This window comes from Paraburkholderia sp. Tr-20389, assembly GCF_017104565.1.
In the GTDB taxonomy this organism is placed as follows: Bacteria; Pseudomonadota; Gammaproteobacteria; order Burkholderiales; family Burkholderiaceae; genus Paraburkholderia.
Map to the genome: position 1 here is coordinate 66987 of NZ_JAAGPD010000046.1, position 24349 is coordinate 91335.

Annotated in this window: 26 protein-coding genes and 1 pseudogene; 4 read left to right on the forward strand and 23 right to left on the reverse strand. The window is 62.6% G+C overall.

The annotated features are described in order from the left end of the window. Positions 1-51 precede the first annotated feature (51 nt). The 7 genes and pseudogenes from G3N95_RS32510 to G3N95_RS32540 form a co-directional block, all read right to left on the reverse strand. Positions 52-939, reverse strand: coding sequence for an ABC transporter permease subunit (locus G3N95_RS32510; RefSeq protein WP_205974195.1), 888 nt, complete (start codon positions 937-939; stop codon positions 52-54). After that, complete coding sequence (locus G3N95_RS32515) at positions 939-1718, reverse strand: ATP-binding cassette domain-containing protein (protein WP_205974196.1); 780 nt, start codon at positions 1716-1718, stop codon at positions 939-941. The genes G3N95_RS32510 and G3N95_RS32515 overlap by 1 nt, the downstream gene beginning before the upstream one ends. Continuing rightward, positions 1715-2761, reverse strand: a complete 1047-nt coding sequence (gene tauA, locus G3N95_RS32520) for a taurine ABC transporter substrate-binding protein (protein WP_205974197.1) — start codon at positions 2759-2761, stop codon at positions 1715-1717. Before tauA ends, G3N95_RS32515 begins: the two co-directional genes overlap by 4 nt. Positions 2762-3061: 300 nt before the next feature. Next, positions 3062-3253, reverse strand: a pseudogene (locus G3N95_RS32525) (LLM class flavin-dependent oxidoreductase); the annotation flags it as partial. A gap of 149 nt (positions 3254-3402) precedes the next feature. Continuing rightward, positions 3403-3699 (reverse strand): hypothetical protein, encoded by a 297-nt coding sequence (locus G3N95_RS32530; protein ID WP_205974198.1) that lies wholly within the window; start codon positions 3697-3699, stop codon positions 3403-3405. A 94-nt stretch (positions 3700-3793) separates the two neighbouring features. Further along, positions 3794-4108, reverse strand: coding sequence for a hypothetical protein (locus G3N95_RS32535; protein WP_205974204.1), 315 nt, complete (start codon positions 4106-4108; stop codon positions 3794-3796). After that, on the reverse strand, positions 4105-4479 hold the full coding sequence (locus G3N95_RS32540; protein ID WP_205974205.1) for a phage holin family protein: 375 nt from the start codon (positions 4477-4479) through the stop codon (positions 4105-4107). Before G3N95_RS32540 ends, G3N95_RS32535 begins: the two co-directional genes overlap by 4 nt. A gap of 227 nt (positions 4480-4706) precedes the next feature. On the opposite strand from G3N95_RS32540, the gene G3N95_RS32545 reads away from it, so the two are divergent. Beyond that, the gene (locus tag G3N95_RS32545; protein WP_205974206.1) at positions 4707-4973 is read left to right on the forward strand and encodes a CsbD family protein; all 267 of its coding nucleotides are present in this window, start codon (positions 4707-4709) and stop codon (positions 4971-4973) included. A gap of 59 nt (positions 4974-5032) precedes the next feature. Here G3N95_RS32545 and G3N95_RS32550 read toward each other — a convergent pair whose 3' ends face one another. The 3 genes from G3N95_RS32550 to G3N95_RS32560 form a co-directional block, all read right to left on the reverse strand. Then, the gene (locus tag G3N95_RS32550; protein WP_205974207.1) at positions 5033-6277 is read right to left on the reverse strand and encodes a Zn-dependent hydrolase; all 1245 of its coding nucleotides are present in this window, start codon (positions 6275-6277) and stop codon (positions 5033-5035) included. A gap of 62 nt (positions 6278-6339) precedes the next feature. Beyond that, positions 6340-6873, reverse strand: a complete 534-nt coding sequence (locus G3N95_RS32555; protein ID WP_205974228.1) for a DUF488 domain-containing protein — start codon at positions 6871-6873, stop codon at positions 6340-6342. Positions 6874-6980: 107 nt separating this feature from the next. Continuing rightward, entirely contained in the window at positions 6981-7898 is a 918-nt protein-coding gene (locus tag G3N95_RS32560; protein ID WP_205974208.1) for a LysR family transcriptional regulator, read from the reverse strand. Between the two features lie 121 nt (positions 7899-8019). On the opposite strand from G3N95_RS32560, the gene G3N95_RS32565 reads away from it, so the two are divergent. Together G3N95_RS32565 and G3N95_RS32570 are read left to right on the forward strand one after the other, a co-directional pair. Then, complete coding sequence (locus G3N95_RS32565) at positions 8020-8781, forward strand: SDR family oxidoreductase (protein ID WP_205974209.1); 762 nt, start codon at positions 8020-8022, stop codon at positions 8779-8781. Positions 8782-8847: 66 nt separating this feature from the next. After that, on the forward strand, positions 8848-9558 hold the full coding sequence (locus G3N95_RS32570; RefSeq protein ID WP_205974211.1) for a pirin family protein: 711 nt from the start codon (positions 8848-8850) through the stop codon (positions 9556-9558). A gap of 26 nt (positions 9559-9584) precedes the next feature. Here G3N95_RS32570 and G3N95_RS32575 read toward each other — a convergent pair whose 3' ends face one another. Beyond that, a complete protein-coding gene (locus tag G3N95_RS32575; RefSeq protein ID WP_205974212.1) occupies positions 9585-10670 on the reverse strand; it encodes a sugar-transfer associated ATP-grasp domain-containing protein in 1086 nt (361 codons plus the stop codon). A gap of 738 nt (positions 10671-11408) precedes the next feature. Between G3N95_RS32575 and G3N95_RS32580 the strand changes: the two genes are divergently transcribed. Further along, entirely contained in the window at positions 11409-12944 is a 1536-nt protein-coding gene (locus G3N95_RS32580) for a hypothetical protein (protein ID WP_205974213.1), read from the forward strand. A 39-nt stretch (positions 12945-12983) separates the two neighbouring features. Here G3N95_RS32580 and G3N95_RS40945 read toward each other — a convergent pair whose 3' ends face one another. The 12 genes from G3N95_RS40945 to G3N95_RS32635 form a co-directional block, all read right to left on the reverse strand. Continuing rightward, the gene (locus tag G3N95_RS40945; RefSeq protein ID WP_277398052.1) at positions 12984-13109 is read right to left on the reverse strand and encodes a hypothetical protein; all 126 of its coding nucleotides are present in this window, start codon (positions 13107-13109) and stop codon (positions 12984-12986) included. Positions 13110-13149: 40 nt separating this feature from the next. Further along, positions 13150-13857 (reverse strand): GntR family transcriptional regulator, encoded by a 708-nt coding sequence (locus G3N95_RS32585; RefSeq protein WP_205974214.1) that lies wholly within the window; start codon positions 13855-13857, stop codon positions 13150-13152. A 72-nt stretch (positions 13858-13929) separates the two neighbouring features. After that, entirely contained in the window at positions 13930-14961 is a 1032-nt protein-coding gene (locus G3N95_RS32590) for a proline racemase family protein (RefSeq protein ID WP_205974215.1), read from the reverse strand. 13 nt (positions 14962-14974) lie between these two features. Further along, positions 14975-16456 (reverse strand): aldehyde dehydrogenase family protein, encoded by a 1482-nt coding sequence (locus G3N95_RS32595; protein WP_205974216.1) that lies wholly within the window; start codon positions 16454-16456, stop codon positions 14975-14977. A 2-nt stretch (positions 16457-16458) separates the two neighbouring features. Next, positions 16459-17532: a proline racemase family protein gene (locus G3N95_RS32600; protein WP_205974217.1), complete on the reverse strand. Its 1074-nt coding sequence runs from the start codon at positions 17530-17532 to the stop codon at positions 16459-16461. A 23-nt stretch (positions 17533-17555) separates the two neighbouring features. Further along, complete coding sequence (locus G3N95_RS32605) at positions 17556-18845, reverse strand: FAD-dependent oxidoreductase (protein WP_205974218.1); 1290 nt, start codon at positions 18843-18845, stop codon at positions 17556-17558. Continuing rightward, positions 18842-19858, reverse strand: coding sequence for a 4-hydroxyproline epimerase (locus G3N95_RS32610; protein ID WP_205974219.1), 1017 nt, complete (start codon positions 19856-19858; stop codon positions 18842-18844). The genes G3N95_RS32605 and G3N95_RS32610 overlap by 4 nt, the downstream gene beginning before the upstream one ends. A gap of 51 nt (positions 19859-19909) precedes the next feature. Further along, positions 19910-20788: a 4-hydroxy-tetrahydrodipicolinate synthase gene (gene dapA / locus G3N95_RS32615; protein WP_205974220.1), complete on the reverse strand. Its 879-nt coding sequence runs from the start codon at positions 20786-20788 to the stop codon at positions 19910-19912. A gap of 47 nt (positions 20789-20835) precedes the next feature. Next, positions 20836-21498 (reverse strand): amino acid ABC transporter permease, encoded by a 663-nt coding sequence (locus G3N95_RS32620; RefSeq protein ID WP_205974221.1) that lies wholly within the window; start codon positions 21496-21498, stop codon positions 20836-20838. A 10-nt stretch (positions 21499-21508) separates the two neighbouring features. Further along, positions 21509-22180: an amino acid ABC transporter permease gene (locus G3N95_RS32625; RefSeq protein WP_205974222.1), complete on the reverse strand. Its 672-nt coding sequence runs from the start codon at positions 22178-22180 to the stop codon at positions 21509-21511. A gap of 8 nt (positions 22181-22188) precedes the next feature. Beyond that, positions 22189-22950, reverse strand: coding sequence for an amino acid ABC transporter ATP-binding protein (locus tag G3N95_RS32630; RefSeq protein WP_205974229.1), 762 nt, complete (start codon positions 22948-22950; stop codon positions 22189-22191). A gap of 179 nt (positions 22951-23129) precedes the next feature. Further along, a complete protein-coding gene (locus G3N95_RS32635) occupies positions 23130-23927 on the reverse strand; it encodes a transporter substrate-binding domain-containing protein (RefSeq protein WP_241019076.1) in 798 nt (265 codons plus the stop codon). Between the last annotated feature and the right edge of the window lie 422 nt (positions 23928-24349).

Sequence of the window (24349 nt, forward strand, 5' to 3'; positions counted from 1 at the left end):
AATTTGAAATGAACGGCTGCCCGTTCGCGATTGTTCATCGAAATACGCGCCCTACTGCCTGCCCTTCCACGGCACGAGCCGGCGCTCCAGCGCGCGCATGCCGAGGTCGAACAGCCACGCGATCAGACCGATCAGCACGATGCCCATCACCACCACATCGGTGCGCAGAAAGCTCGACGCGTTGAGCACCATCTGCCCGAGGCCCGCCGTCGCAGCCACCATTTCGGCCGCGACCAGCGTCGTCCAGCCGAAGCCGATCGCGATGCGCAAGCCGGTGAGAATTTCGGGCAGCGCCGCGGGCAACACAACATGCATCACGACCTGGCGAAAGTTCGCGCCCAGCGACCATGCCGCGTTCACCTGTTCGACGGTCGCGCTGCGCACACCGGCGCGCGCCGCCATCGCGATCGGCGCAAAGCACGCGAGCCAGATCACGACCAGCTTCGCCGTCTCGTCGATGCCGAACCAGATCACGACGAGAGGCAGATAAGCCAGCGGCGGCAACGGCCGATAGAACTCGAGCGGCGGATCGAGCAGGCCGCGCGCGATCCGGCTCACGCCCATCAGAATGCCGATAGGTACAGCCGTCACGCTGGCGAGCGCAAACGCGCCGAACACGCGGATCGCGCTCCACATCAGATGCTCGGACAACGGCAAACCGCCCTGGATGCGCCCTTGCCATGCATCGACGAACGCATGCCAGACGGCATCGGGCGCGGGCAGAAAGAGCGGCGGCACCCATTGGAAATGCGACGCGGCCCACCAGAGCAACGCGAGCGTCACGACGCACAGCGCGCTGAGAAGAGCGGTCGGACCTTCTCCCGGCATCCCGCGATAACGCCGCTTGCCGTGTGTACGCGCCATGCGGGCATCGGCGGCCTGCGCGCGTTCGCTGCGCACACGCGCGAGCGCATCGCGCGACGAATCGATCGAATTCATCAGACCGCCTCCAGCAAGGTGTCATGCAGACGCCGCGTCAGACGTTCGCGCCATTCGATGAACGCAGGCGACGACTTCACGGCGCGCGCATCGCGCGTCGTCAGATACTCGCGGGCAAACGGCAGCTCATGCACTTCGGCGACACGTCCGGGGCCCGGCGTCATCAGCACGAGACGCGTCGCGAGAAACAGCGCCTCTTCGACGCTGTGCGTGATGAAGAACACCGTCTTCTGCGTACGAGCCCAGACGTCCAGCACGATTTCCTGCACCGACTCGCGCGTGAGCGCATCGAGCGCGCCCATCGGCTCGTCCATCAGCAATACCTGTGGATCGCTGGCAAGTGCGCGGGCGATGCCGACGCGCTGCTGCATACCGCCCGACAATGCATAGACCCTCGCATCGGCGTGGCGCTCCAGCCCGACGAGCGCGAGCATCTGCCGTGCGATCTCGCGCCGCTCCGCCCGCCCCACCCCTCGAAAGCGCAAACCGAGTGCGACGTTGTCGAGCACGTTGAGCCACGGCATCAGCGCGTACTTCTGGAACACGACGCCGCGCCCGGCACCCGGACCATCGACGGGCGCGCCGTTCAGCCGCACTTCGCCGACCGTCGGTTCGACGAAGCCGGCGATGCAGTTGAGCAAGGTGGTCTTGCCGCAACCCGACGCGCCGAGCGCGACCACGAACTCGCCGCTGCCGATGCGCAGATCGACGCCTGCCAGCGCAGGCGTCGCTGCGCCGGCGTACGTCACGCCGAGTCCGCTGACTTCGAGCGTGCTCATCGCGCGGCCTGTTGCACGTAGCGTGGATTGACGGCCGTCGAGTAGTCGGGCAACAGGTTCTGGATGGTGCCCTGCGTCTTCAGAAACGCCGCCGTCGCGGCGAGCGACTTCGCCGCGCCCGACTGCTTGCCGCCGCCGAGCCACGTCGGCGATGCCTGTTCGGCCGCTGTCGGGAACGCGTACAGCGAGAGGCTTGCGGGCACGTCCGCAGCCGCCGCGCCCGACTCCTGCGCGACCGCCTGCACTTCCTTCGACTCCGCCGTCCACGCTGTCTTGTGATCGCGATACTGCGCGTCGGTGGCAGCCAGCACCTTGACGAGGCCCGTCATGAATTCGGCGTTGTCCTGCTCGAACTTGCGCGACGCGACGAAGCCATCGAAGGTCGCCTTGCCCGATTCCTTCGCCACTTCGCCCGACGTGATCAGCACCTTGCCGTTCTGCTTGACCTTCGCAAGCACCGGGTCCCAGATATACGTGGCGTCGATGTTGCCGCGCTGCCAGGCGGCGGCGACTTCAGGCGGGCGCAGGTTCAGGATCTTCACCGTCGACGGATCGACGCCTGCCTGCTGCAACGCGACCAGTGCATGGAAATGCGAGGTCGACACGAACGGCAGACCGATCGTCTTGCCCTTCAGGTCGGTGAGCTTCGACACGCCCGAGCCGTCGCGTGCAACGAGGGCTTCGGCATCGTTGATGTTGTCGAGAATCCAGAACAGCGAGAGATCGACGCCTTGCGACAGCCCCGCCGCAATCGGACTGGAGCCCGCTTCGCCGAGCTGGATCGAGCCCGACGCAAGCGCGCGCACGACGTCCGCGCCGCTGCCCAGCTTGCGATACGTCACCTTGTAACCGGTGGCTTTCTCGACGGCGCCCGTGACCTGTGCATAACGCCACGGCACGACCATGTCCTGATAGCCGATCACGACTTCGCGCGTCTCGGCATGCGCCGCCGAAGCGAAAGACGCGAACGACGTGACAGCAGCAACGAAAGCGACGGCGCGCACTGCATGCCGCACGAAAACAGAAGCAGGAGTGTGGTTCATTGTATGTATGCCCGATGGTTCGAAATACCTGTTGGGCTTCCGACTATAGGCACTTTCTACCCACCCGGTTACAACGATTCGTGCATAGCAAATGACGTTGCTATGCCTTTGCTTTTCATGCGGTAGCAGCGCTTTGGTCTTCTTCAGCAGAGGCGCCGGCAGCGAACCGTGTTACGAGCCGTATTACGCGCGCACCTGTCGACGATGCGCGTTGTCGTTCACGCGATGGCGGCCAGCCCATCAACGTAGAAAGCCTACTGGCTCGCAGCTTCGCGTATGTCGAGCGGTACGGGCCGACTCGTCGATACCGAGCGTGCCCGCCAGACGGTTCAGACTGTAGCGCCACGGAATCTGATCGATCAGTTCGTCGCGGCGGCGCAGTGCCTCCGACTCCGTCGCGCCGATGATGGTCGTGAGGCCCGCGAGCACCTTCACGCCGGGACGGCCATATGCCGCCGCCCGCGTATTGAGGTCGCGCCGGTAAGCCGCCGAAGTCGGATGAGTTCCGCAATGCGATTCTCGGCAACCGTGTCTACGACGGTTTCCGCATGCCCGACTACTTCCATCGGTGATTCTGCACGCAAGGCAACTGATCGACGCAACGGCGCGGTTGTCGCGGACGCGCCGCCGCGCACGATGCATCAGCTACCCGCATCTGCCGGCGGTTCCTCCGACAGCCAGTGACGCACTTCGGGCCGGACGCTGAACAAGGGGCTGTCGATCCATGCTTCGAGCCACGATTGCCAGTTTGTCCACTGCGCGTCGTCCATGACGAAATCTTCGTAGCTCGCACCTGACGGCGTTTCGTGAATCCGAACATACGCGACAGCATGTCCATTCCAGTAAGCCACGAGTTCGTCAGTGAGATCCGCGGTCGTGCCCGCGCCATGATCGTGCAATAGGGTCCCGATCTGCTCTTCGAATTCGGTACGTGTCATCGCTTCGCGCCTCGCATCGTGACTGACGGCCCGCACCACACGGCGGCGGGCCATTGACCGCAGACGAACATGCTCTGAGTGCGCATCCCTTGCATCATTGCCCCGCGCGACGCCGCACGTTCTTACCCACCCAGCCGACCAGTCCGTTGCGCACGACGACCGAGGCCATCTTCCGCGGACCGACGACCAGTGTGCTGACCAGCACAGCGGCCAGCAAAGTCACGTTCGGCGCGGTCTTGACGAGTTCGAGTCCGAGGACTGGCCAGGGCTGCGCGCGCTGTGCGCTTTCTACCTTGAGCGCAACCGATCGCGCAAGCAATTCGGTACGAGAGGCTGCGAACTGCGCGCGGAGCAAGGCTTCGCGTTCGGTCACGCGCAGGGAACGTCGCTCGATGTCATGCCTGTTCATCGCAGTGCCTCCCGGGCTGTTTCCAGATCGTTGCGGAGTTCTTCGCGCAAGCCGTCGAACGAACGCGCGGGCCGCTGTGTACGTACGACGGCATATGAGGCGACGCACAGCACGACCCACACCCCGGCGACGCCCCACGCGACATACACGAAATACGGCGTGCCCAGCGCCGTCGCGATCACCGCGACCGACAGGAACGACAGCGAGAAAAGCGCCGCGACAGCCAGCACGATCAGTGCGATCACTTCCCGTACGAGCCGCGTGCGAGCCTGTTCCAGTTCGATGGAGAAGAGTTCGCTGTAATCCGCGATCCGGCTCGCGTAGAAGCGTCCGACGTTGCGCCAGCACGTTGCCCGTAGATGGATCGACATCGCTACCTCGCTCCTGGAACGTACGACACGCGTACGACACGCGATCCGCAATCGGTGTGCCGCATCGCGTAAGCACCGCGAACACGAACGAAACACGGCTTGCGAAGCCGCGCTTACGTCGGGCCCGCCATTTGCTCACGCACACCTGCGGGCGTTGCGCACCGCGCACGAGGCGAACGTCGCGAAGATCGGTGACGGATGACAACGGTTCAATCAAGGGGCGACACATGGAAACGACGAAAACGGAAGGCGTGGTCCGCGAAGCGGCCGGCAACGTGAAGGAGGCGGTCGGCTCGCTTGCGGGCGACGTCGGAATGCAGCTCGAGGGCAAGGCGGACGAACTGCGCGGCAAGGCGCAACAGATCTGCGCGGACGCGACCGATCTGGCGCGCGACGCGATGTCGTCGAGTCCGCTTGCCGTACTGGCGGGCGCGGTCGGAGTGGGCTTCGTGCTGGGTGCGCTGTGGGCGGCGAACCGCCATACCGACGTGTAACGTGCCAAGCGCTGACGCCGGCAGGCATCAGCGTCTGGGCATCTGCACGGTGAAGCGCATCAACGCCTGAGCGCCTTTGCAATTCGCGCGGCCGCCCGCGCTGCAACCTCGCAACCGAGCACGATATGCTGCTCCGCCGTGTCCTCGATGAAATCGTGACTAACGCCGCCGATGCTCGGTACGAACAGCATGCACGCCGGAATGTGGTGCGCGATCACCTGTGCATCGTGCGACGCACCACTCGGCATGTACGTCCACTGTCCGGGCGCGAGCGCTTCGGCGGCTTGCGCGAGATGCTGCTGCAGGTCCGCATCCATCGTGACGGGTTCTTCGGCGCCTTCGCACGCGATCAACTCGGCGCGCACGGCATGTTGCGCGTTCCATTCGTCGACCAGCGCAGCGAGCGCATTTTCCATCGCATGCAGCCGCCCGGGGTTCGCGTCGCGGAATTGCAAGTACAGCACGGCCTCGCCCGGCACGACGCTGAACGAACCCGGATCGAGATCGATGCGTCCGACCGTCCACACCGTATCCGCGTCTGCCAGCCGGCCAAACGCGTCGTCGATGCGCGCGATGAACGCGACCAGCGCCGCGCCCGCGTCGCGCCGGATCGCCATCGGCGTGGTGCCCGCGTGATTGCGCTGCCCGATGAAGCGCAACTGAAACTCGCGAATGCCGACGATCGTCGTCACGACGCCAATCGATTTCGTCGACGCTTCGAGCCGCCCACCCTGCTCGATATGCGGTTCGAGATACGCGCGTTGCCTCGTGCGATCGAGGGTCACGCGCGGTGCATTCGCCAGGCCCGCCTGAGCGAGCGCATCAGCGAGCAACAGACCTTCGTGATTGCGCGCGCTTTGTAACGAGTCGTCGATCGCGTCGCCAACGAAGCTCCGGCTGCCGAGGAAGCTAGAAAACGTCCCTTCTTCGTCGATCCACGACGCTACGTCCACCGCGAACTCGCGTGTCGAAGCGCATTCGCCGAGGGCGCGTGCGATTTCGAGTCCGTAGATCACGCCGAGCGCGCCGTCGAGCCAGCCGCCCGTCGGCTGCGTGTCGCTATGCGAGCCGATCACGAGCGCGGGGCCGGGCTTGCGCGAACGTCCGAACACGGTGCCGACGCCATCGATGGTCGCGTCGAGCCCCGCATCCGTCATGCGCCCCGCGAGCCAGCGGCGCGCGTCAATGTCGACCGGCGAAAGCGACAGCCGTACCACGCCGGGCCCCGTCGCGCCGAAGCGGCGCAGAGTCTTGAGATCGTCGAGCAGGCGGGCGGGATCGATGCGGGGGAAGTCTTCTTGCACGGTGCGCGTTCCGGAGTCTGGGTTTGGGAAGGGTTTGGGGCAATCAGCAAGCGCCGATGCTATCACTCCGGCGGATAGCGCAGTGTGCCATCGGGCTGCGGTTGCGCGCCGGGTGTTAGCTTCGCGGGTTCGATGCGGCCCGCGTTCATGATATGCAGCACGGTCTCGCCGTGCTCCAGCAGATAGTCCGCGATGATGCGGCGGTGGCATCGCCACCAGACGGCTTCGGAACACATGATCGCGCACGTCTGCCTGTCCCCGAGTTCAAGCAGTTGCAAAAACGCCGCCTGAAACTCAGCGCTCATCGCATAGTCGGCGTAGTTGCGAAAGGCGGGATGCGTCCAGTAGCCATTAGGGGACGGCGCACCGCTTTTGGGTTTGCTGCGCCGCCCGCCCAGGCCCTCAAAATGAACGTAGCCGATGTGCTCCCGGCTCAGCGCGTCCGGCAACGTGTCACGATTGAATTGCGGATTCGTACGCGAACGGGGAATGCTCCGCACATCGGCCAAGGTCCCGATCCCGGCGCCCGTCAACATACCGATGAATTCTCCCAGTGAATGCGTCGAATGGCCGATCGTGTAAAACGCATGTGACATCGATGCCTCGCGCAAGTGATCGCGACGATGCTTGCAGTATCGGGCGATTTCTCATGTTGGACCCATGGAGTGGGCCCGCAATTCATGATCCCGCTGCAAAGGCGCTTTCACCGAGGCTGAAACCACGCCGGCTCCGACAGGTGCTCGGCGAAGTAATCAGCCAACACCGTGACCTTGGCAGGTCGTGCACGTGCCGACGGCGTCACGAAATAGAGCCCGCCCCTCGTCAGATGCCAGTCCGTCAGGACGGCTTCGAGCCGTCCATCGGCGAGATATTCACCCGCGATGAACTCGGGAAGCTCCGCGATCGCCAGCCCGTCGAGCAATACCGGCAGGAGCGCGTCGGAGTTGGTGACCCGCAACGGCCCTACGGGCGTGACGGGCTCCTCATCGCCGGCATCGTTGACGAACCGCCACACGTCGCTGCGTGCGCGATACGCATAGGACAGACACGGCCGGCCGACGAGATCGCGAGGATGCGTCGGCCTTCCATATCGCTTCAGGTGCTCCGGCGAAGCGACGACGAGCTGAGAGACGGGACACAGCCGCCTCGCCACGAGCGATGAATCCGGCAAGGCCGCGATGCGCAGCGCCGCATCGAACCCTTGAGCGACGATGTCGGTCGGCGCATCCGACAGATGCAGGTCGATCGATACCTCGGGGTAGGCGCGAAAGAATCCCGGCAGCAGCGGCGCGACCCAGCGCAGCCCAAAGGACATCGGCACGGCGAGACGCACCAGGCCGCGCGGCTGGACCGACAGCTCGCGCGCGGCGTTTTCCGCTGCTTCTGCCTGCCGGTAAATGTCGGCGGCTTTCTCCGCAATCGTGTGGCCGAACTCGGTCAGCGCCAGTTGACGCGATGTGCGATTGAACAGCCGCGCGCCCAACCGCTCCTCGAGACGCGCCACGCCCCGCGACACGGTTGCGACCGACACGCTCATCGCCCGTGCGGCCGCCGCAAACGATCCTTCTTCCGCCACCTTGGCGAACATCGCCAGCCCTTCGAAATCGGGAAGCTTCGTCATTTCATTTTTGCAATGATGGTTTGCAAACGATTCTATTTCGAAAAGATCGCCGCGTCGATATTCTCCTCACATCGCTTCACCACTTCCCGAAACGGAATCAACCCAGCAAAGGAGAAACATCATGGCACGCAGACTCGAAGGCAAGATCGCACTGGTGACGGGCGCTACCAGCGGCATTGGACTGGCCACCGCAAAGCGCTTCGCAGCGGAAGGCGCGCATGTGTACATCACCGGCCGCCGTCAGGCCGAACTCGATGCGGCTGTCGCCACGGTCAGCGCGGTTGGCGAGGCCACGGGCGTGCGCGTCGATTCGTCGAAGCCCGAGCAACTCGACATGCTGTATGAGCAGATTCGCGGCGAGAAGGGCCGTCTCGATGTGCTGTTTGCCAACGCAGGCGGCGGCACGATGCTGCCGCTCGGCGAAATCACCGAGGCGCACTACCACGATACGTTCGATCGCAACGTGAAGGGCACGCTCTTCACCGTGCAGAAGGCGCTGCCGTTGCTGTCGAAAGGCGCATCCGTGATTCTCGCGGGCTCGACGACGACCATCGAAGGGACGGCTGCGTTCAGCGTGTATTCCGCGTCGAAAGCTGCGATCCGTAATTTCGCCCGCAGCTGGGTTCTCGACCTCAAGGACCGCGGCATTCGCGTCAACACGATCAGCCCCGGCGCAACGCGAACGCCGGGCCTCGTCGAACTCGCCGGCCCGGACGCGGCGCAACAGCAAGGTCTGCTCGACTATCTCGCCTCGCGCATCCCGATGGGCCGCGTGGGCGAGCCGGAAGAAATCGCGGGCGCGGCGCTGTTCCTGGCATCGGACGACGCGAGCTTCGTGAACGGCGCCGAACTGTTCGTCGACGGTGGACAGGCGCAAGTCTGAACGTGAACACGCAGCGAAGGCAGCGGCGTCGATGCGGCTGCCTTCGCGCGAATGGAGAGCCACAACATGATTGAACATCGGCCATTCGATACGCTCGGGCGCATCGAGCGCGACTGGCTCGAGGCCAGGCTGCATTTCCGCTTCGGCGACACGGGTCGCGCCGCGCATGTGCCGCTCGGTCCGCTTTATATCTGGAACGATGACGAGTTTGCACCGTACTCGGGGTTCGGCATGCATGCGCATGCGAATGTCGAGATCGTGACTTACGTGCGGTCGGGCGCGATTACGCATGAGGACAACTTCGGCAACACGGGGCGCATCGAGGCGGGCAACGTGCAGGTCATGAGCGCGGGAAAAGGCGTACTACATGCCGAGCGCAACGAAGAGCCTGGGCCGACGCAGCTCTTTCAAATCTGGCTGGCACCGCGTTCGGTCGATCGGGAGCCGCGTTGGGCGATGCGTCGATTCGATCTCGATGCACAGCAAGGATGCCTGACCGTGCTCGCGAGCGGCAAACCTGCGGATGTGCAAGCGGGAGCGTTGACGATCGATGCAGCCGCGCGTGTGCTGGGCGCCACGATGCTCGCGGGTCAAGCGTTGGTGCATGCGTTGCCTGACGGAGCATCGGCATATCTGGTGACGACGGCGGGCCGCGTCGAGCTGAATGATATTTGTCTTGCTGTACGCGACGGTGCTGCATGTATCGATGAACGGAAGCTCACGATACGTGCACTGGAGGACACGACCGTCGTGATGGTCGAACTCCTTGATGTTTGATTGCCGGCAAGTCGAAGCACGTTGCGTCACGCCACGCGAGCTTTCGTCATCAAGCCCCGTCCGGATCGGAGATGCTCCCAGCCGAGATCGGCGAAGCATGGCCCCTGCGTGGCCTCTCCGAACTTCACGTCGTTGTGCTCCGCGTTCCACTCCAGCACCTTCACGCCCTCACGCGAATCGACGGTCACGTCCCATCCGATGCAACCGATGAACGGCACTTTGCCATGCAACTGCAGCACCTTCCGGACACAACTGTCGAACACGGGAACAATGACACCGGAAAACCTCGCTTTCGAATCCGGATGTTCGCGCACGTCCGTCCAGTCATTCAGATAACCCACGGGATCGAGTTCGCCAGTGGAGGTGTTCACCGCAATGCAGACCTCGCTGCCTGACTGGATGTGCGTTTCACCGGCTCTTCCCAGCCGCAGGAAACAGGCGCGAAGCGAGATCACACCCGACGGCTCGACCACGGTCGTAAAACGCAAGGTCGCCACGGAATCCGACGTAAAGCGATCGAATACTTCGTGTTGCCTGACGAAGGACTGAAATACCCCGTTGCCCATCGAATGAATGAATTTCGGATCGAACGAATGGCGGTCGAATATGAATACGCCTTTTCCCTGCGCTGACGCGTCAAGTTTGAAAGCGATCCTGTCGGTTGCGTCGAATAGCGTACGCTGAAGCTCGCCGTCCGATATCACCGTATTTTGGGTCGTATAAAAGAGCCCGTTTGCAAAGTATCCGATGTCCGGAAAAGACTCGTCGCCAAAGATCAGCCAGGAAGCCGACTTCAATGAAGAGATCTTCCCGTAAGAGCCCTTCGTCCGCGGCACCACGACAGCACCGTAGTAGTTATCGGGAATCCAGCCTTCCTTGAACGCGCCGTTCAATGCGGCATACACGCGAAGCCACGGCGCGTACACCGCGTCCCCGAAAACATCACGCGCATACGACTCGATCTGACGGCATACGTGAGGTGCGAGTTTTCCTCGACGTTTTTCGATCGATCTCAGGATTTGTCCGGCCTGAATTGCATGGCCCAGATGAAATTTATAGCTGGCCAGTTTTTTTACTGATGCTCTCGCCAGACGTTCAACGTCGACTCGCATAACATGCTCCGTCCTATAGCCGAAGAGAACAGGTGGTGATTGAGCTGATCGGCAGGGTTTTTCTGTTCTGTGGGGAGAAGCGGCACAAGTCAGAATCAATGACAGGGTGTGTGCGCTGAAATAGGCCTTTTTCCTTTTGGCATAGTGGGTACCCCATCATAGAGATCGGAAACATGCAGGGGGCATGGCTGGCCATAAACGACGTGAGATTGACTCTGGGCGTTGAGTTCAGGGCTTTTCTTCAGACGGCAGAGGGGGCAAACCTGTCAACTTGCTTTCGTTGTCCGGATGCGCCGGCATCGGGAGTCAAGATTCGACATTGATCTTTTTGGCAACGCCTACGAAGGCATCTTTATCGTCGACGATCAGCGGCAACGATCGCAATGGGCCCCAGCCCGACTTAATAAGTCTTCCTTTAACAAACACAAAAGAAACTCTGTGCGCTAGCCCACATATCACCTCGTTTCGCGTTGGATACCTGTCTGTTTTCTTTCTAGTCTTTCGAAAAACATGCGCCGGCACAACAGCAAAAAGCGCTGCTTGCCGACGCGATAACAGATGGGCCGATACTCCCTACGCACATCACCGATTCATTGATCGCCTGATTGTCCGCTCAATGAACTCGCACACGTCGCATCGCCGAGACGTTGCAAACAACCCAACGACCTTGACAGCACGAACGCCGTCATCGCCGCGCGCGATCGTACTGTCGATGCTCACTCTTTCAAGGAGATGCAAATGGCACGAGATCTAAACGCCGAACCGCTATTCCCCGTGGACGAGATTCAAGCCGACATACTCGTCGGGCTCAAGAAACGTCACGAGCATCTGATGTTCTTCAAGATCGTCAATGTCGTGACATTCAAGAAGTTCCTGGCCTCGCTACACCTGACGAGCATGCAAGACACGTTAGCTCAGCAAGCGCTTATCGACGACAACAAGACGGCTAACCCAGGCAAAGTCATTCCGACGCCTGGCCTGAACATCGCCTTCACCCGCTCGGGGCTCGCAATGCTTGGCGTGGCTCTCGACGATGCAAAGCATGCTGCTTTTAGCGCGGGCATGCATAACCGGCAGACTGAGCTGACTGATCCACCCTCGTCGACCTGGGCTGTCCTGCGCCCGAGTCACGATATGCATGGCGTCTTTGTCGTGACTGGCGCCAGTCATGCGGAAGTCGTCGACGTCATATCGCTGCGCCTTGCGCCACCCGATGAAAACGGTTGGAAGCTGCTTCACACGGAGGTCGGGCAGGTCCGGCCCGATCCCGTTGCAGGCCATGAGCACTTCGGCTACGCAGACGGCGTATCTCAACCAGGCGTGCGGGGACGAATTCCCCTGAATGCAGACCCGACACCCCCGACGGCAGCCTTGACGCCAACGAAGCCAGGGGCGGAGGACTCGCAAGGTCAGAGAGGGCAGGATCTGCTATGGCCGGGTGAATTCGTGTTTGGCTATCCCGGGCAGAACCCGAATGCCCCTTCGTTCGAGACGCAAGGTCCCGTCAAGGCGCCCCCGATTCCGTTCATGGACCACGGCGCTTTCCTCGTTTTCCGACGCCTCGCGCAGAAGGTCCCCGAGTTCAATCGGGCTGTGAAGCTTGCGGCGCAAAGTATCACTGGAACGGCGAACCCGATGAATCCCGACCTGCTTGGCGCGCAGATGGTGGGGAGGTGGAAAAGCGGTGCTGCAATCATCAATGCTCCACAAGCTGACGATCCGTCGAAAGCGGAAGACACCGACGATGTCAACAATTTTGAATTCGGCGGCGATCGAAAGGGCCTGGTTTGCCCGTTCGCGGCGCATATCCGCAAAGCGTATCCGCGAGACGATGTGCCAGGCAACACGACACCGACCGATACTCAGGCGAACCATGCCGAAGCGCACACGCAAACGCATCGGATGCTACGCCGTGGCATCGCGTTCGGTCCGGAGGTCACCGAGAGTGAAGCGCTGAACGAACGATCCGCCGGCGGCGACAAGGCGCGTGGCCTGCTTTTCAAGTGCTACGTGACGTCGATTGAACACCAGTTCGAGTTCGTCCAGCAATCCTGGTGCAACAACGTCGACTTCTCGCAACCTGAGAGCGGCATTGATCCGATCATCGGTCAATCGAACGATCCTTTGCGCTTTTTCGCGGGGGCGGCGCCGCAATCGGGCAACCCGGCCGACAAGCCACAACTCGAACTCGCAGGCTTCGTGCACCTGGAAGGCGGCGCCTATTTCTTTGCCCCAAGCATCGCCAAACTGACTGAACTGGCCAAGGCGCCGTGATGACAACGTGCCGCTCCGGAGCAGAACCGGGGCGGCACGTTAAGAAACACAATCGATTGTGACGAACGGCTGTCGGACACCAGGAAGATTCGCCGCCGCGGTGAAGCCTCCCGCCTCCACCACCGCCTTGAAGACGCGCATCTCCAGCAGCCGTTCATCTTTCATTGTTCCAATCCGTGACCGGGCGAACCCGTTCCGCGTCCGCTCACAGAAGCGCCATCGATTCCGTCATGTTCTGCCGCATGTAATCGAGGAAGCGCTTCTGGAACAGCATGGTGTGCTCATGCGCGAGCCGCTCCGCCGCGTCGGCATCCTTGCGTGCAATCGCGTCGATCAGTTCGGCGTGATCGCGTCCGAGCTTCGTCGCGGTCGTCGACGTGACGGTGTAGTCGAAATGCAGATGCAGCAGGCGTTGCCCTTCGCCGAGAAGCCGCTCGTAATAACCCACGAAATACGGATTGTTCGCGGCATGCGCGATGGCCATGTGCAGCGCCTTGTTGGTTTCCGACATCGCCTGGAAATCGCCGCTGTCGACTGCCTGCATGTAGACGTCATCGGCCTTCTGGATACGCGCGAGGTCGGCGCTCGTGCGATGCTGGGCGGCCAGACGGGTCACTGCCCGCTGGATCAGATCCAGCGCCGAGATGTACTTCGGGAATTCTTCGATTTCGAACGGCGTGACGAGCGTCGTCCGATTGGGAAGGATGGTCACGAGACCTTCGCTGATCAGCCGGGCAAGCGCATCGCGCACGGGTGAGCGCGACAGGCCGAACTGCGCGGCGAGCGACACTTCGTCAAGCGGCGCACCCGGTTTGAGCTGCAGCGTCAGGATCTGCTTGCGCAGTTCCTCATAGATGTACCGACCGCCGTGCCGGCGGCCTTGCGGCTCTGTCTCGCCCGTCCCTTTGTTCATCGTTTCACCGCCGTCGTCGTAGGCCCGGAAAGACGGGCGCGCGGTCAAGTTTACCATCGCGCGCACCTCTTCTCAGGGCTTCGGAAAGCCGGCGCCCCACGTATCGCTGAGCATGAATCCCGCCGCCAGCGGATCGTCGGGATCGACGCCGATCTGCTGGATGCCATACACCCACGCCCGGCCGCGCACACGCGGAAGCACGGCCGGCCTGCCGCCAACCTCGGTTTTCCCCAGCAGTTCGATGTCGAACTCGCCGCCGATCGTCGAGCGCGACTTCAGCCTGCTGCCCACATCCACGAGGCCGCGCGCGGCGAGCGTCGCGAGGTTGGCCGAGCTGCCCGTCCCGCACGGCGACCGGTCGACGCGTCCAGGCGGCAGCGTCGTGCAGGTCTGATACAGCGCGTCACCGAGCCGGTTGCGGAACATCACGTACGCGACCGAGTCGATCTGCGGATAGAGCGGATGCTGTATCCGGATCTGCCCGTTGATCACGTCCTTCAGCGCAACGCCAAGCTCGGCGAGTGCGCGTGCGTTTTCGGGCGCGATGCTCAAGCCTGTCTGCTGCACGTCGATCAGCGCATAGTAGACGCCGCCAAAAGCAATGTCCGCTTTGACAACCCCGAATTGCGGTGTCTCGAAGGCGAAGTCCAATTGCTCGACGAACGCGGGCACCATATCGAGCGACACGCCCACGCAACGCCCGTCCGCGCACGTCGCGCGAGCGGTCACCAGACCGGCCGGCGTATCGAGCACGACGGTCGTTTCCGGTTCCTGCATCTCGACCATGCCGAGTTCGAGCAGCGCCGTGACCACGCAGATCGCGTTGCTGCCGGACATCGGATGCGCCTTGTCCGCCTGCAGCACGATGAAGCCGGCGTGTGCCTCAGGATGCGTCGGCGGCAGCAGCAGATTGACCGACATCTGCAGACAGCCGCGCGGCTCGAGCACGACGAGTCTGCGCAGGCTGTCGTCGACTTCGTTGATGTAGTTCATCTTGTCGAGCATGGTCGCACCGGGAATGCCGACGACCCCCCCGGTGATGACCTTGCCGATCTCGCCCTCGCAGTGCACGTCGACGAGTTGCAGCGTTTTCTTCCAGCGCATGATCGCCTCGCTCTTACTTGATGTACCAGCCCCACGGCTTGTCGCTGCCGTACCGCGTGATCTGCTTCGTTTCCAGGTAGTTGTTCATACCCCACTCGCCCAGTTCGCGGCCGATCCCGCTCTGCTTGTAGCCGCCCCACGGCGCTTCCGTGAAGGTCGGCTGCGAGCAGTTGATCCACACGATCCCCGCGCGCAGCGCTCGCGCGACGCGTTCGCAACGTGCGTCGTCGCGCGACATGACGGCGGCGGCGAGACCGAAGCGCGAGTCGTTGGCGGAACGCACGGCTTCGTCCTCAGTGTCGAACGGCCGCACGCACACCACGGGGCCGAAAATTTCTTCCTGCCAGATCCAGCTTTGCTCGGGAACATCCGCGAACACGACGGGCTCCATGAAGTAGCCCTTGTCGAGATGCGCGGGCCGCCCGCCGCCCGTCACGAGCCGCGCGCCTTCCTGCTTGCCGCGCTCGACGGCTTCGAGCACCTTGCCGTACTGCCCCTTGCTGACGATCGGCCCGAGCAGCACGCCATCGTCGAGCCCGCTGCCAATGATGATTTTGCGCGTTTCCTCTTCGAGGCGTTCGATCAGACGCGCGTAGATGCCACGCTGCACGAGCACGCGCGAGGTCGCCGAGCACACTTCGCCCTGGTTCCAGAAAATGCCGAACATGATCCATTCGACGGCTGCGTCGATATCGCTGTCGTCGAACACGATGAACGGCGATTTGCCGCCCAGTTCGAGGCTGATGTTCTTGATGTCCCGCGCGGCCGCCTGCATGATGCGGCTGCCCGTCGGCACGCTGCCCGTGAACGCGAGCTTGTCGATACCCGGATGTTCGCTGAGCGGCGCGCCCGCGTCCTTGCCGAAACCCGTGACGACGTTGAGCACGCCGGGCGGCAGGTCCGCCGCCGCCGCGATTCCGGCAAGTTCGAGCGCCGTCAGCGGCGTCAGCTCGGAAGGCTTCAGGACCATCGTGCATCCAGCCGCCAGTGCCGGCGCGACCTTCCAGGCTGCCATCAGCATCGGGAAATTCCACGGGATGATCGCGCCCGCCACGCCGATCGGCTCCTTGCGCACGACGGATGTGAAGCGGTCGTCGGACAGCGCGACGGGTTGCTCGGCACTGTCGTCGAGCGCTTCGGCGAGGCCCGCGTAGAACTCGAAGCATCCTGCCGCGTCGCCGAGATCCCACAGCGCTTCGGGCAGCGGCTTGCCGTTGTCGCGCACTTCGATTTCGGCCAGTTCTTGCAGACGCTCGCGGATGCCCTTGCCGATCCGCCGCAGCACTGCCGCACGCTCGGCGCCGCGCATGCGCGGCCACGGACCTTCGTCGAACGCTCTACGTGCTGCCTGCACGGCGAGGTCGACGTCCTCTGCCGTCGCAGCGGCCACCTTGGCGATCACCTGCTCGCTGCATGGGTCGATCGTATCGAAGGTGCCATGGTTGACAGGCGCGACCCAGCGGCCGTCGATGAAAAGTCGATCGTAGGATTTCATGTTCAGTTTGAAGTTGATTGACGCGATTTGATGAGCTTGTCGTCGACTGCTTCCAGCCAGGTGTCGGCCACCGTGAAGCCGGTCTGGAAGCGGTCCGTCGGATCCACGCCGATCTGCGAAATGGCGGTGATCCACGCCTGACCGGACACGACGGGCACCACGGCCGCGTAATCGCCAACCTTCGTCGTCGCTGCGACACGGCTTTCGAATCGCGATCCTGTGATCGATTCATGCACGAAGGTTTCCCCGACGTCGATGAGACCGCGCGCGTGCAACACCGCGAGCCGTGCCGACGTTCCCGTGCCACACGGAGAACGGTCGCAACGCCCCGGCGACACGACGACGGTGTTGCGTGCAAACAGCTTGCCGTTTTCCCTCCGCAACGGGGCCATGAACTGCGTATTCGTGACGCCCTTGATCAGCGGATTGAGCGGATGCGAGAAAGGCAGTTGCTCGACGGCGGCCGCCTTGATCTTCTGGCCGAGTTCGCAAAGATCTCGCGCTTCGTCGGGCGCAATATCGAAACCGAGCGCTTGCGCATCGACCAGTGCGTAAGTCATGCCGCCATACGCGACGTCGATCCTGATGCTGCCGGCACCGGGCACATCGACATACGCATCCAGATGCGCGACGAAAGCGGGCTGGTTCGTGAACTCGACGCGCGTCACCTTGCCGTTCGAGCACTCGCAGCGCACATGAATGAGTCCGGCGGGCGCCTCCAGCACCAGTTCCGTGACGGGCTCGTGCATCGGCAGAATGCCCGTTTCGAGCAGCACGGTGGCGACGCACATCGTGTTCGAGCCGGACATCGCCACGTATTCCGTCGATTCACCGATCACATAGCCCATCTGCGCGCGAGGATCCGTGGCGGGCAAGATGAAATTGACGTTGTGATTCACCGAGCCGCGAGGCTCGAAGAGACACACCTTGCGCACCTCGTCCGCATGCTCTTCGAGATACAGCATCTTCTCGAACAGGGTCTTGCCCGGCACATCGATCAGCCCTCCCGTCACGACATTGCCGACTTCGCCTTCGGCATGGCAGCCGACCATCGTAAACGTTCTGTTCCAACGCATCGTGTTCTCCGTGATGGTGATCTCTAGAAGCGGTATGCACTGAACGGCGTCAGATCCTGTTTCGTCGGTCTGCCTGCGACCAGATCGGCGATCAGCCGCCCCGTCGTCGCGCCGAGCGTGAGACCGAGTTGTCCGTGGCCGAATGCCATGAATACGTTCGACAGTCGGCGAGAACGATCGATGATCGGTTTCGTATCCGGCAAGAACGGCCGATAGCCGACGCCATACTCGACCTGCGATGTGCGCATCGTTGGCAACACGCGTTTAGCCTTCTCGAGAATGATGTCCGCGCGCCGGAAATCCGGTTTGGCGTCGCGGCCCGCGAACTCGATCGTGCCGCCAATCTGCAGGCCGCGCGTCATCGGCGTGAAGCAGAAGCCGCCATCCGCATAGATGGTCGAATGGCGGATTTCCACGCCGGGGTCCGCGACGACGGCCTGATAGCCGGCGATGCCCGTCAGCGGCACATCGATCCCCAGAGAACGGAAGAAGCGCCGCGCGCCCGTGCCCGCGGCGACGATCACGTGCCGGGCCGCAATGCACTCGCCGTTCGACAGCGTGACGCCCGTCGCGCGGCCGTTAGACTCGTCGATGCGATTCGCTTCCGTGCGGATCCGGCGGCCGCCCTGCGCGATGAAACTGGCCGTCAGCGCCGCGATGAAGCCCATCGTGTCGCTCACTGCGCGCCAGTCCGGAAACATCAGCCCGTGTGAGAACCTGCCTGCGAACGCCGGTTCGAGATCGCCGATTTCCTTCGCGTTCAGCCGCTGAGACCTGAAGCCGAGCGACTCGCGCAGATCCAGATGCGGCTGCTCGTGCGCAAGCGCATTGGGGTCGTCGAATACTTCGAGGATCGGCCGCTCGCCCATCAGCGTCTTGTCGTCGCAAGCGTCGAGCAGTGGCGCAAAGTCCGCGTAGACGTCATGCGTGAGCGTCGCCATCGACTGCGCAATCTCGACGATCTTCGCGTGCCGCGCGCACATCAGAAAGCGCACGAACCACGGGACGATGCCCGGCAATGCGTCGGGACGAAGCGACAGCGGCCCCTTCCGGTCGAACAGCCAGCCGGGCACTTTCATCAGCACGCCAGGCTTCGACAGCGGAATGACTTCGCTCACGGCCATCTGGCCGCAGCTCCACTTCGCCGTGCTGTTGCCTGGCGCTTCGGGGTCGATCAGCGTGACGGCGTATCCGGCGCGCTGAAGATAGAGCGCGCAGCACACGCCCACGATGCCGCCGCCGATCACGACAGCGGACTCCTGGCTGGCAGGCAGTGTCTCATTCGAAATAGGCTCGCGAGGAACGGCGTTCACTTCACGTACTCCTGAAGGCTGAAACCATGTGCATAGGGCTGAGTATCGTCGACGTAGTGTTCTGCGCGCCCGGTGATCCACGCACGTCCTTCGACGCTCGGCAACACTGCGTCCAGACCATTGCCGACTGTCGTCACAGCTTCCACGCGGCCCGTAAAGCAACTGCCGATCAGGCTTTGATGGCGGAACGCCTGACCCTGCGCGAGCAGACCGCGTGCGTAGCGCTGCGCAACGCGTGCGGAGGTACCCGTGCCGCATGGCGAGCGGTCGATCAGGTTGTCGCCGGCGATCACGACCGCGCGCGCATCGGCGTTATCCGATACAGGTGCGCCCGTCCACATCGCATGCCTGACGCCGCATATGGCCGGGTCGTCCGGATGGACCACGTCGAGCGTTTCGTTCACCGCCTGTTGCATCTGGCGGCCCCACGCGAGCAACTGGTCTGGCGTGAAGTGCTCGCAGCCCGGAAAGTTGGGCTGCACTTCGACGATCGGATAGAAATTTCCGCCATATGCGATATCGACAGTGAGCAGCCCGAAATGCGGATGCACGATCTCGACATCGCGATGAAGCAGAAAGCTCGGCACGTTCGTGAAGCGCACCGACGCCACCCGCTCGCCGTCCATCACATAGCGCGCGTGGAGCTTGCCTGCGGGCACATCCACGACGATGGTGCCGGGCGACTTCGGGCGAACCAGACCCGCTTCGAGCGCGAACGAAATCGAGCCGATCGACGCATGGCCGCACATCGGCAGGCAGCCCGAGGTTTCGATGAACAGCAGGCTCATATCCGCGTCGGCGGAAACGGGCGGATACAGCAGCGTGCCGGACATATGCGCATGCCCGCGCGGTTCGAGCATCAATGCGCGGCGAATCCAGTCGTGGTTGTCGACGAACGCCTTGCGGCGCGCCGCCATCGTCGCCCCTTCGAGGGCGGGCATGCCGTCGATCAACATGCGCACGGGCATACCTTCCGTATGTCCTTCGATGCTCGCGAAACGGTGTCTGGTCATTCGAGTGTCCCGAAAGAGGAAGGCCGGCGGCTCGATCCGCCGGCACGGTCGTCAGGCCAGCGCCGCTTCGTACACTGCGCGGAAGTCGGCCTTCTCTTCGTCGGTCAGCGGCTTCAGCGGCATGCGCGCGGCGCCGACCTTGAAGCCGGCCAGTTCGCAGCCGTATTTCACCTTCTGCACGAACTTGCCTGCTTCCATCGTCGCCATCACGGGGAACAGCGAGCGCATCACGTTCTGGGCGCCGCGAATATCGCCGGCGGTGAACTTGTTGTAGAAATCGACGACCTGATTCACGAAGCAGTTCGCAGGCCCGCAGATCCAGCTCGTTGCGCCCCACAGGAAGAAGTCGAGCGCCTGATCGTCGGAGCCGCAGGACAGCTGATAGTTGTCCTTGTACTTCTCGCCGATTTCGATGGCGCGCAGCAGATTGCCGCTGCTTTCCTTGATGCCGACCACACGCGGATGGTCCTTGAGCGCTTCCAGCACGCCGAAGCCCACTTCGACGTTGGTGCGCACCGGATAGTTGTACAGGATGACATTGACGTCGGGCACCGCTTCGAGAATCGCTTCGTAGTGGCCGATCAGTTCTTCCTGCGACGGCAATGCGTAGTACGGCGGCGCGATCAGCACGTTGGTATAGCCGGCATCGCGCACCAGACGTGTCTGCTCAATGACCTCACGCGTGCTCGAACCGTTCGCGCCGCCGATCAGCGTGCCGCGGTTGCCGACCACTTCGCGCACGGTCTTGAGGATTGCGCGGCGTTCGTCGTGCGTGAGCGCATAGTATTCGCCCGTCGAACCCAGCGGCACGAAGCCTGTCACGCCCCCTTTGAGCTGAAATTCGAGGATGTTCGCAAGCGTGTCGTGATCGACTGCGCCGGAAGCGTTGAACGGCGTCACGAGTGCGGGCAGGATTCCCTTCATCTGCATGATTGTTTCTCCACTAAAACGATGGACTGGTTGGGTTATCAGGGTTGTCAGGCAAAACGCGAAAGCAAGCGTGTCTCGACCACGCCGACAAGACGCGTCAGCGGGAAAGCGACAAGGAAGTAAATGATGGCGACAGTGGTAAGAAACTCGACCGGCCGCGCCGTGCTCGTCGAAATGCTCTGGCCGACGAACATCAGGTCGGCAACGCCGACGGACGAGATCAACGCGCTCTCCTTGAACAGGCTCACGATGTTCGAGAGCAGCGGCGGAATCGCGCGCAGCAGCGCCTGCGGAAAGATCACGTAGAGAATCTTCGCGTGCGCCGACAGGCTCAATGCGATGCAGGCGTCGTGCTGCTCGGCCGAAATGGATTTCAGCGCGCCGCGAAACGTTTCGCTGGTGATGGCCGCCATATACAGCGTCAGCGAAATCACCACGGACAGATACGGCGGAATTCCGACCCTGAACACCACGGGAAAACAGAAGTACACCCAGAACAACTGGATCAACAAAGGCGTGCCGCGAAAGAACTCCACGTAAAGCGTGGTCGCGGTTTTCATCCAGCGCGAAGGCGACATTCTCAACAGGCTCAGAACGAACCCCGCGAGGCTTCCGATCACCGCGCAGCTGCTCGTGAACGCAACCGTGAGGGCGAGCCCTTTGAGCAATACCAGCCAGTACGGCAGCACGGCGGAAAATTCGAGGTGCATGGTCTTCTCCTCAACGGCGGACGGCGAGGTCCTGACGACGCTCGATCACGTGCACCAGCCTTGCTATCGGCAGTGAGAGCGCGAAGTAAATGAGCGCGACCAGCGTGTAGGTTTCGAGCGGACGATACGCTTCCGTCGCGAGGCTCTTGCCGACATACATCAGGTCTGCGACGGCCACGATGGCCACCAGTGCGCTCTGCTGCAGGCTGCCGATGCCGTTGGTCATCAGCACAGGCATCGCACTGCGCAGCGCCTGCGGCAGCACCACATAAAAGGTGCGCTGCCACGGCTTCAGTCCGAGCGCGATGCAGGCATCGAGATGCTCCTTCGGGACGGCCTGCACGCCGGCGCGGTAAGCCTCGGCGTTGAAGGCCGTCAGGTTGAGGCCGAGCGCCAGCACGCCCATCGCAATCGGGTCGATGAAGACATCGACCATCATCGGAATGCAGTAGAAGAACCAGACGATCTGCAGCAGCGCCGGCGTGCAGCGAAAGAACTCAATGAAAAGCTGTGCGGGCCAGCGAATCGCGGTCCACCGGCTCATCGCCAGAAGACACAGGAAAAAGCCCAGCACCAGGCCCATCACGTTGGATGCGACCGCCAGTTCGAGCGTGACCTTCAGACCGGCGAGCAACGCGCCGACGCTGCCCGCGAGAAAATGGAAATCGAAGTGGTAGTTCATCGCGGGCCTCAGTCGAGATGCAGCACTTTCTCGAGGAACTCCCGCGTACGGGCTTCCTTCGGGCACTTGAACATGTCGCCGGGCGCACCCTGCTCGACGATTTTTCCGCTCGCGCAAAACACCACGCGCGTCGCGATATCGCGGGCGAAATGCATGTCGTGCGTGACGATGATCATCGCCATCTTCTGTTCGGCGAGTTGCAGCATCACGTTCTGCACTTCGATGACCATTTCCGGGTCGAGTGCCGACGTCACTTCGTCGAACAGCATCAGCTTCGGTTCGAGCATCAGCGCGCGCGCGATGGCCACGCGCTGCTTCTGGCCGCCGGACAGCTGACTCGGATACGCGTGCAGCTTGCTTTCCAGACCCAGCCGCGCGAGATACATGCGTGCGCGTTCGGTCGCCTGCGCCTTCGACAGGCCGCCGACCTTCATGGGCGCGAGGATGAGATTGCCGAGCACGGAAAGATGCGGAAACAGCGTGTAGTGCTGAAACACCATGCCGATCTGCTTCTGCAGCTTCGCATCGATACGCTTCGAGCGGCCCGAGTCCGCGCCGAAGATATACGGCTTGCCCTGGAATCCGATCCGTCCGCCCTGAATGCCTTCCAGACCCATCATCACTCGCAGGAGCGAGCTTTTGCCGCTTCCGCTAGGACCGATGATGACGAGCCGGTCGTCGGCGCGCATGTCGAGATTCATGTGATCCATGACCACCAGGTTTTCGCCGTAGGACTTGTACACGCCCTCGAACTGCACGAAGTCGCCCATCGTCGACGGCGCGAAGTCCACCACGGTCGGTGGAGTGTGAGAGTCGGCAATCATGGTTTGCGATGACAGCATGAAATCTCTCCAGCGGGACGCGCCCTCAGGCGCGCGAAGGTGAATCGAATCGGGCGTGGGTGGATGCCAGCCACGAACGAGCGGACGCTCGCGGCTGGCCGTGAACATCACTTGTTCGAAGCGAGCATCGATTGAACGGATGTCTTGATGAGGCGATTGACCGCGCCGGAGCTGACCTGCTCGCTCACGTACTTGTTGAGCACGGCGATGTCGGCGGCAGGCGTGTCCTTCCTGATCCCGAATGCAACTTCCTGCTGCGCGAGCGGCGGGTTGGGCTGAATGGCGACGGCCCAGTCGGGATGCGCCTCCGTCAGCAGCATGTTGGTGATGTTGGCGTCGGCGAGAAGGTCGGCGCGTTTGGACATCAGTGCGAGGCGCGTTTCATCGTTCCCCGGCAAGCGCATGATCTGCGCCTGTTTGAGGACGGCTGTGATCGCCTTGTCCTGCGCGGAACCCGACATCACCGCGACCGTCACGCCCGGCTTGTCGATCTCCGCGATGGAATGCGCGCCCTTCGCGACTTTCGGGTTGTTCTTGTTGTAGACGAACGAAACGTTGTAGTCCGTTGCGGGTGCGGAGAAGGAGATCGCTTTTTCCCGCTCAGGCGTGTCGTTGAGCGCCATCGACAGATCCCACTTGTTCGATTGCAGGCCCGCGACGATGTTGTCCCAGTTGGTATCGACGAATTCGACTTTCACCTTCAGCACGTTCTGTCCGAAGTTGCGGCACAACTCCGAAAAGAAGCCGCTGTATTCGCCCGTCTTCGGGTCGCGCATCACGTACGGCGGCGCGACAGCGGCGCCGCATCGCAGGACGCCCGCCTTCTTCACACTTTCCCAGCCGGTGGTTCCGTCGGCGTGCGACGGCGCGCTGGCAACGACGCAGCCCACAGCTACGAAAGACAAGAACGCCTGGCGGATGAAACAGGACAGCCGAACCATGATGACCTCTCCAATAAGGGTAATCCCGAAGGTGGAACATGCCCACCACACAAATCTGTGCATCTAATTGTGTGCAGCGATGTATGCATCGTAGAAAATCAATAATCGGGCTGTCAACCAGGAAATTGCCCTGGGGTGGTTTTTTTTAAGTGGCGGCGGCTTTTCGTCGAAGGGGGAGCACATTTCGCGGCAGTGGCGAAAAGTGTCTGATCACGTCTTCCGGGCGCTATCCAGCGTCATCGCCGGCAGGGGAAGGCAGATCGGCATAGGGGGTAGCCAACAGGCTACGCCCCTGCCACACCACCCGGCATGCGGGTCCGCACCGGGCGGTTCGGGAAGTTGAGGTCAGGAGAGACGGGGTAGGCCTAGTCGGTCGAACCATGCAA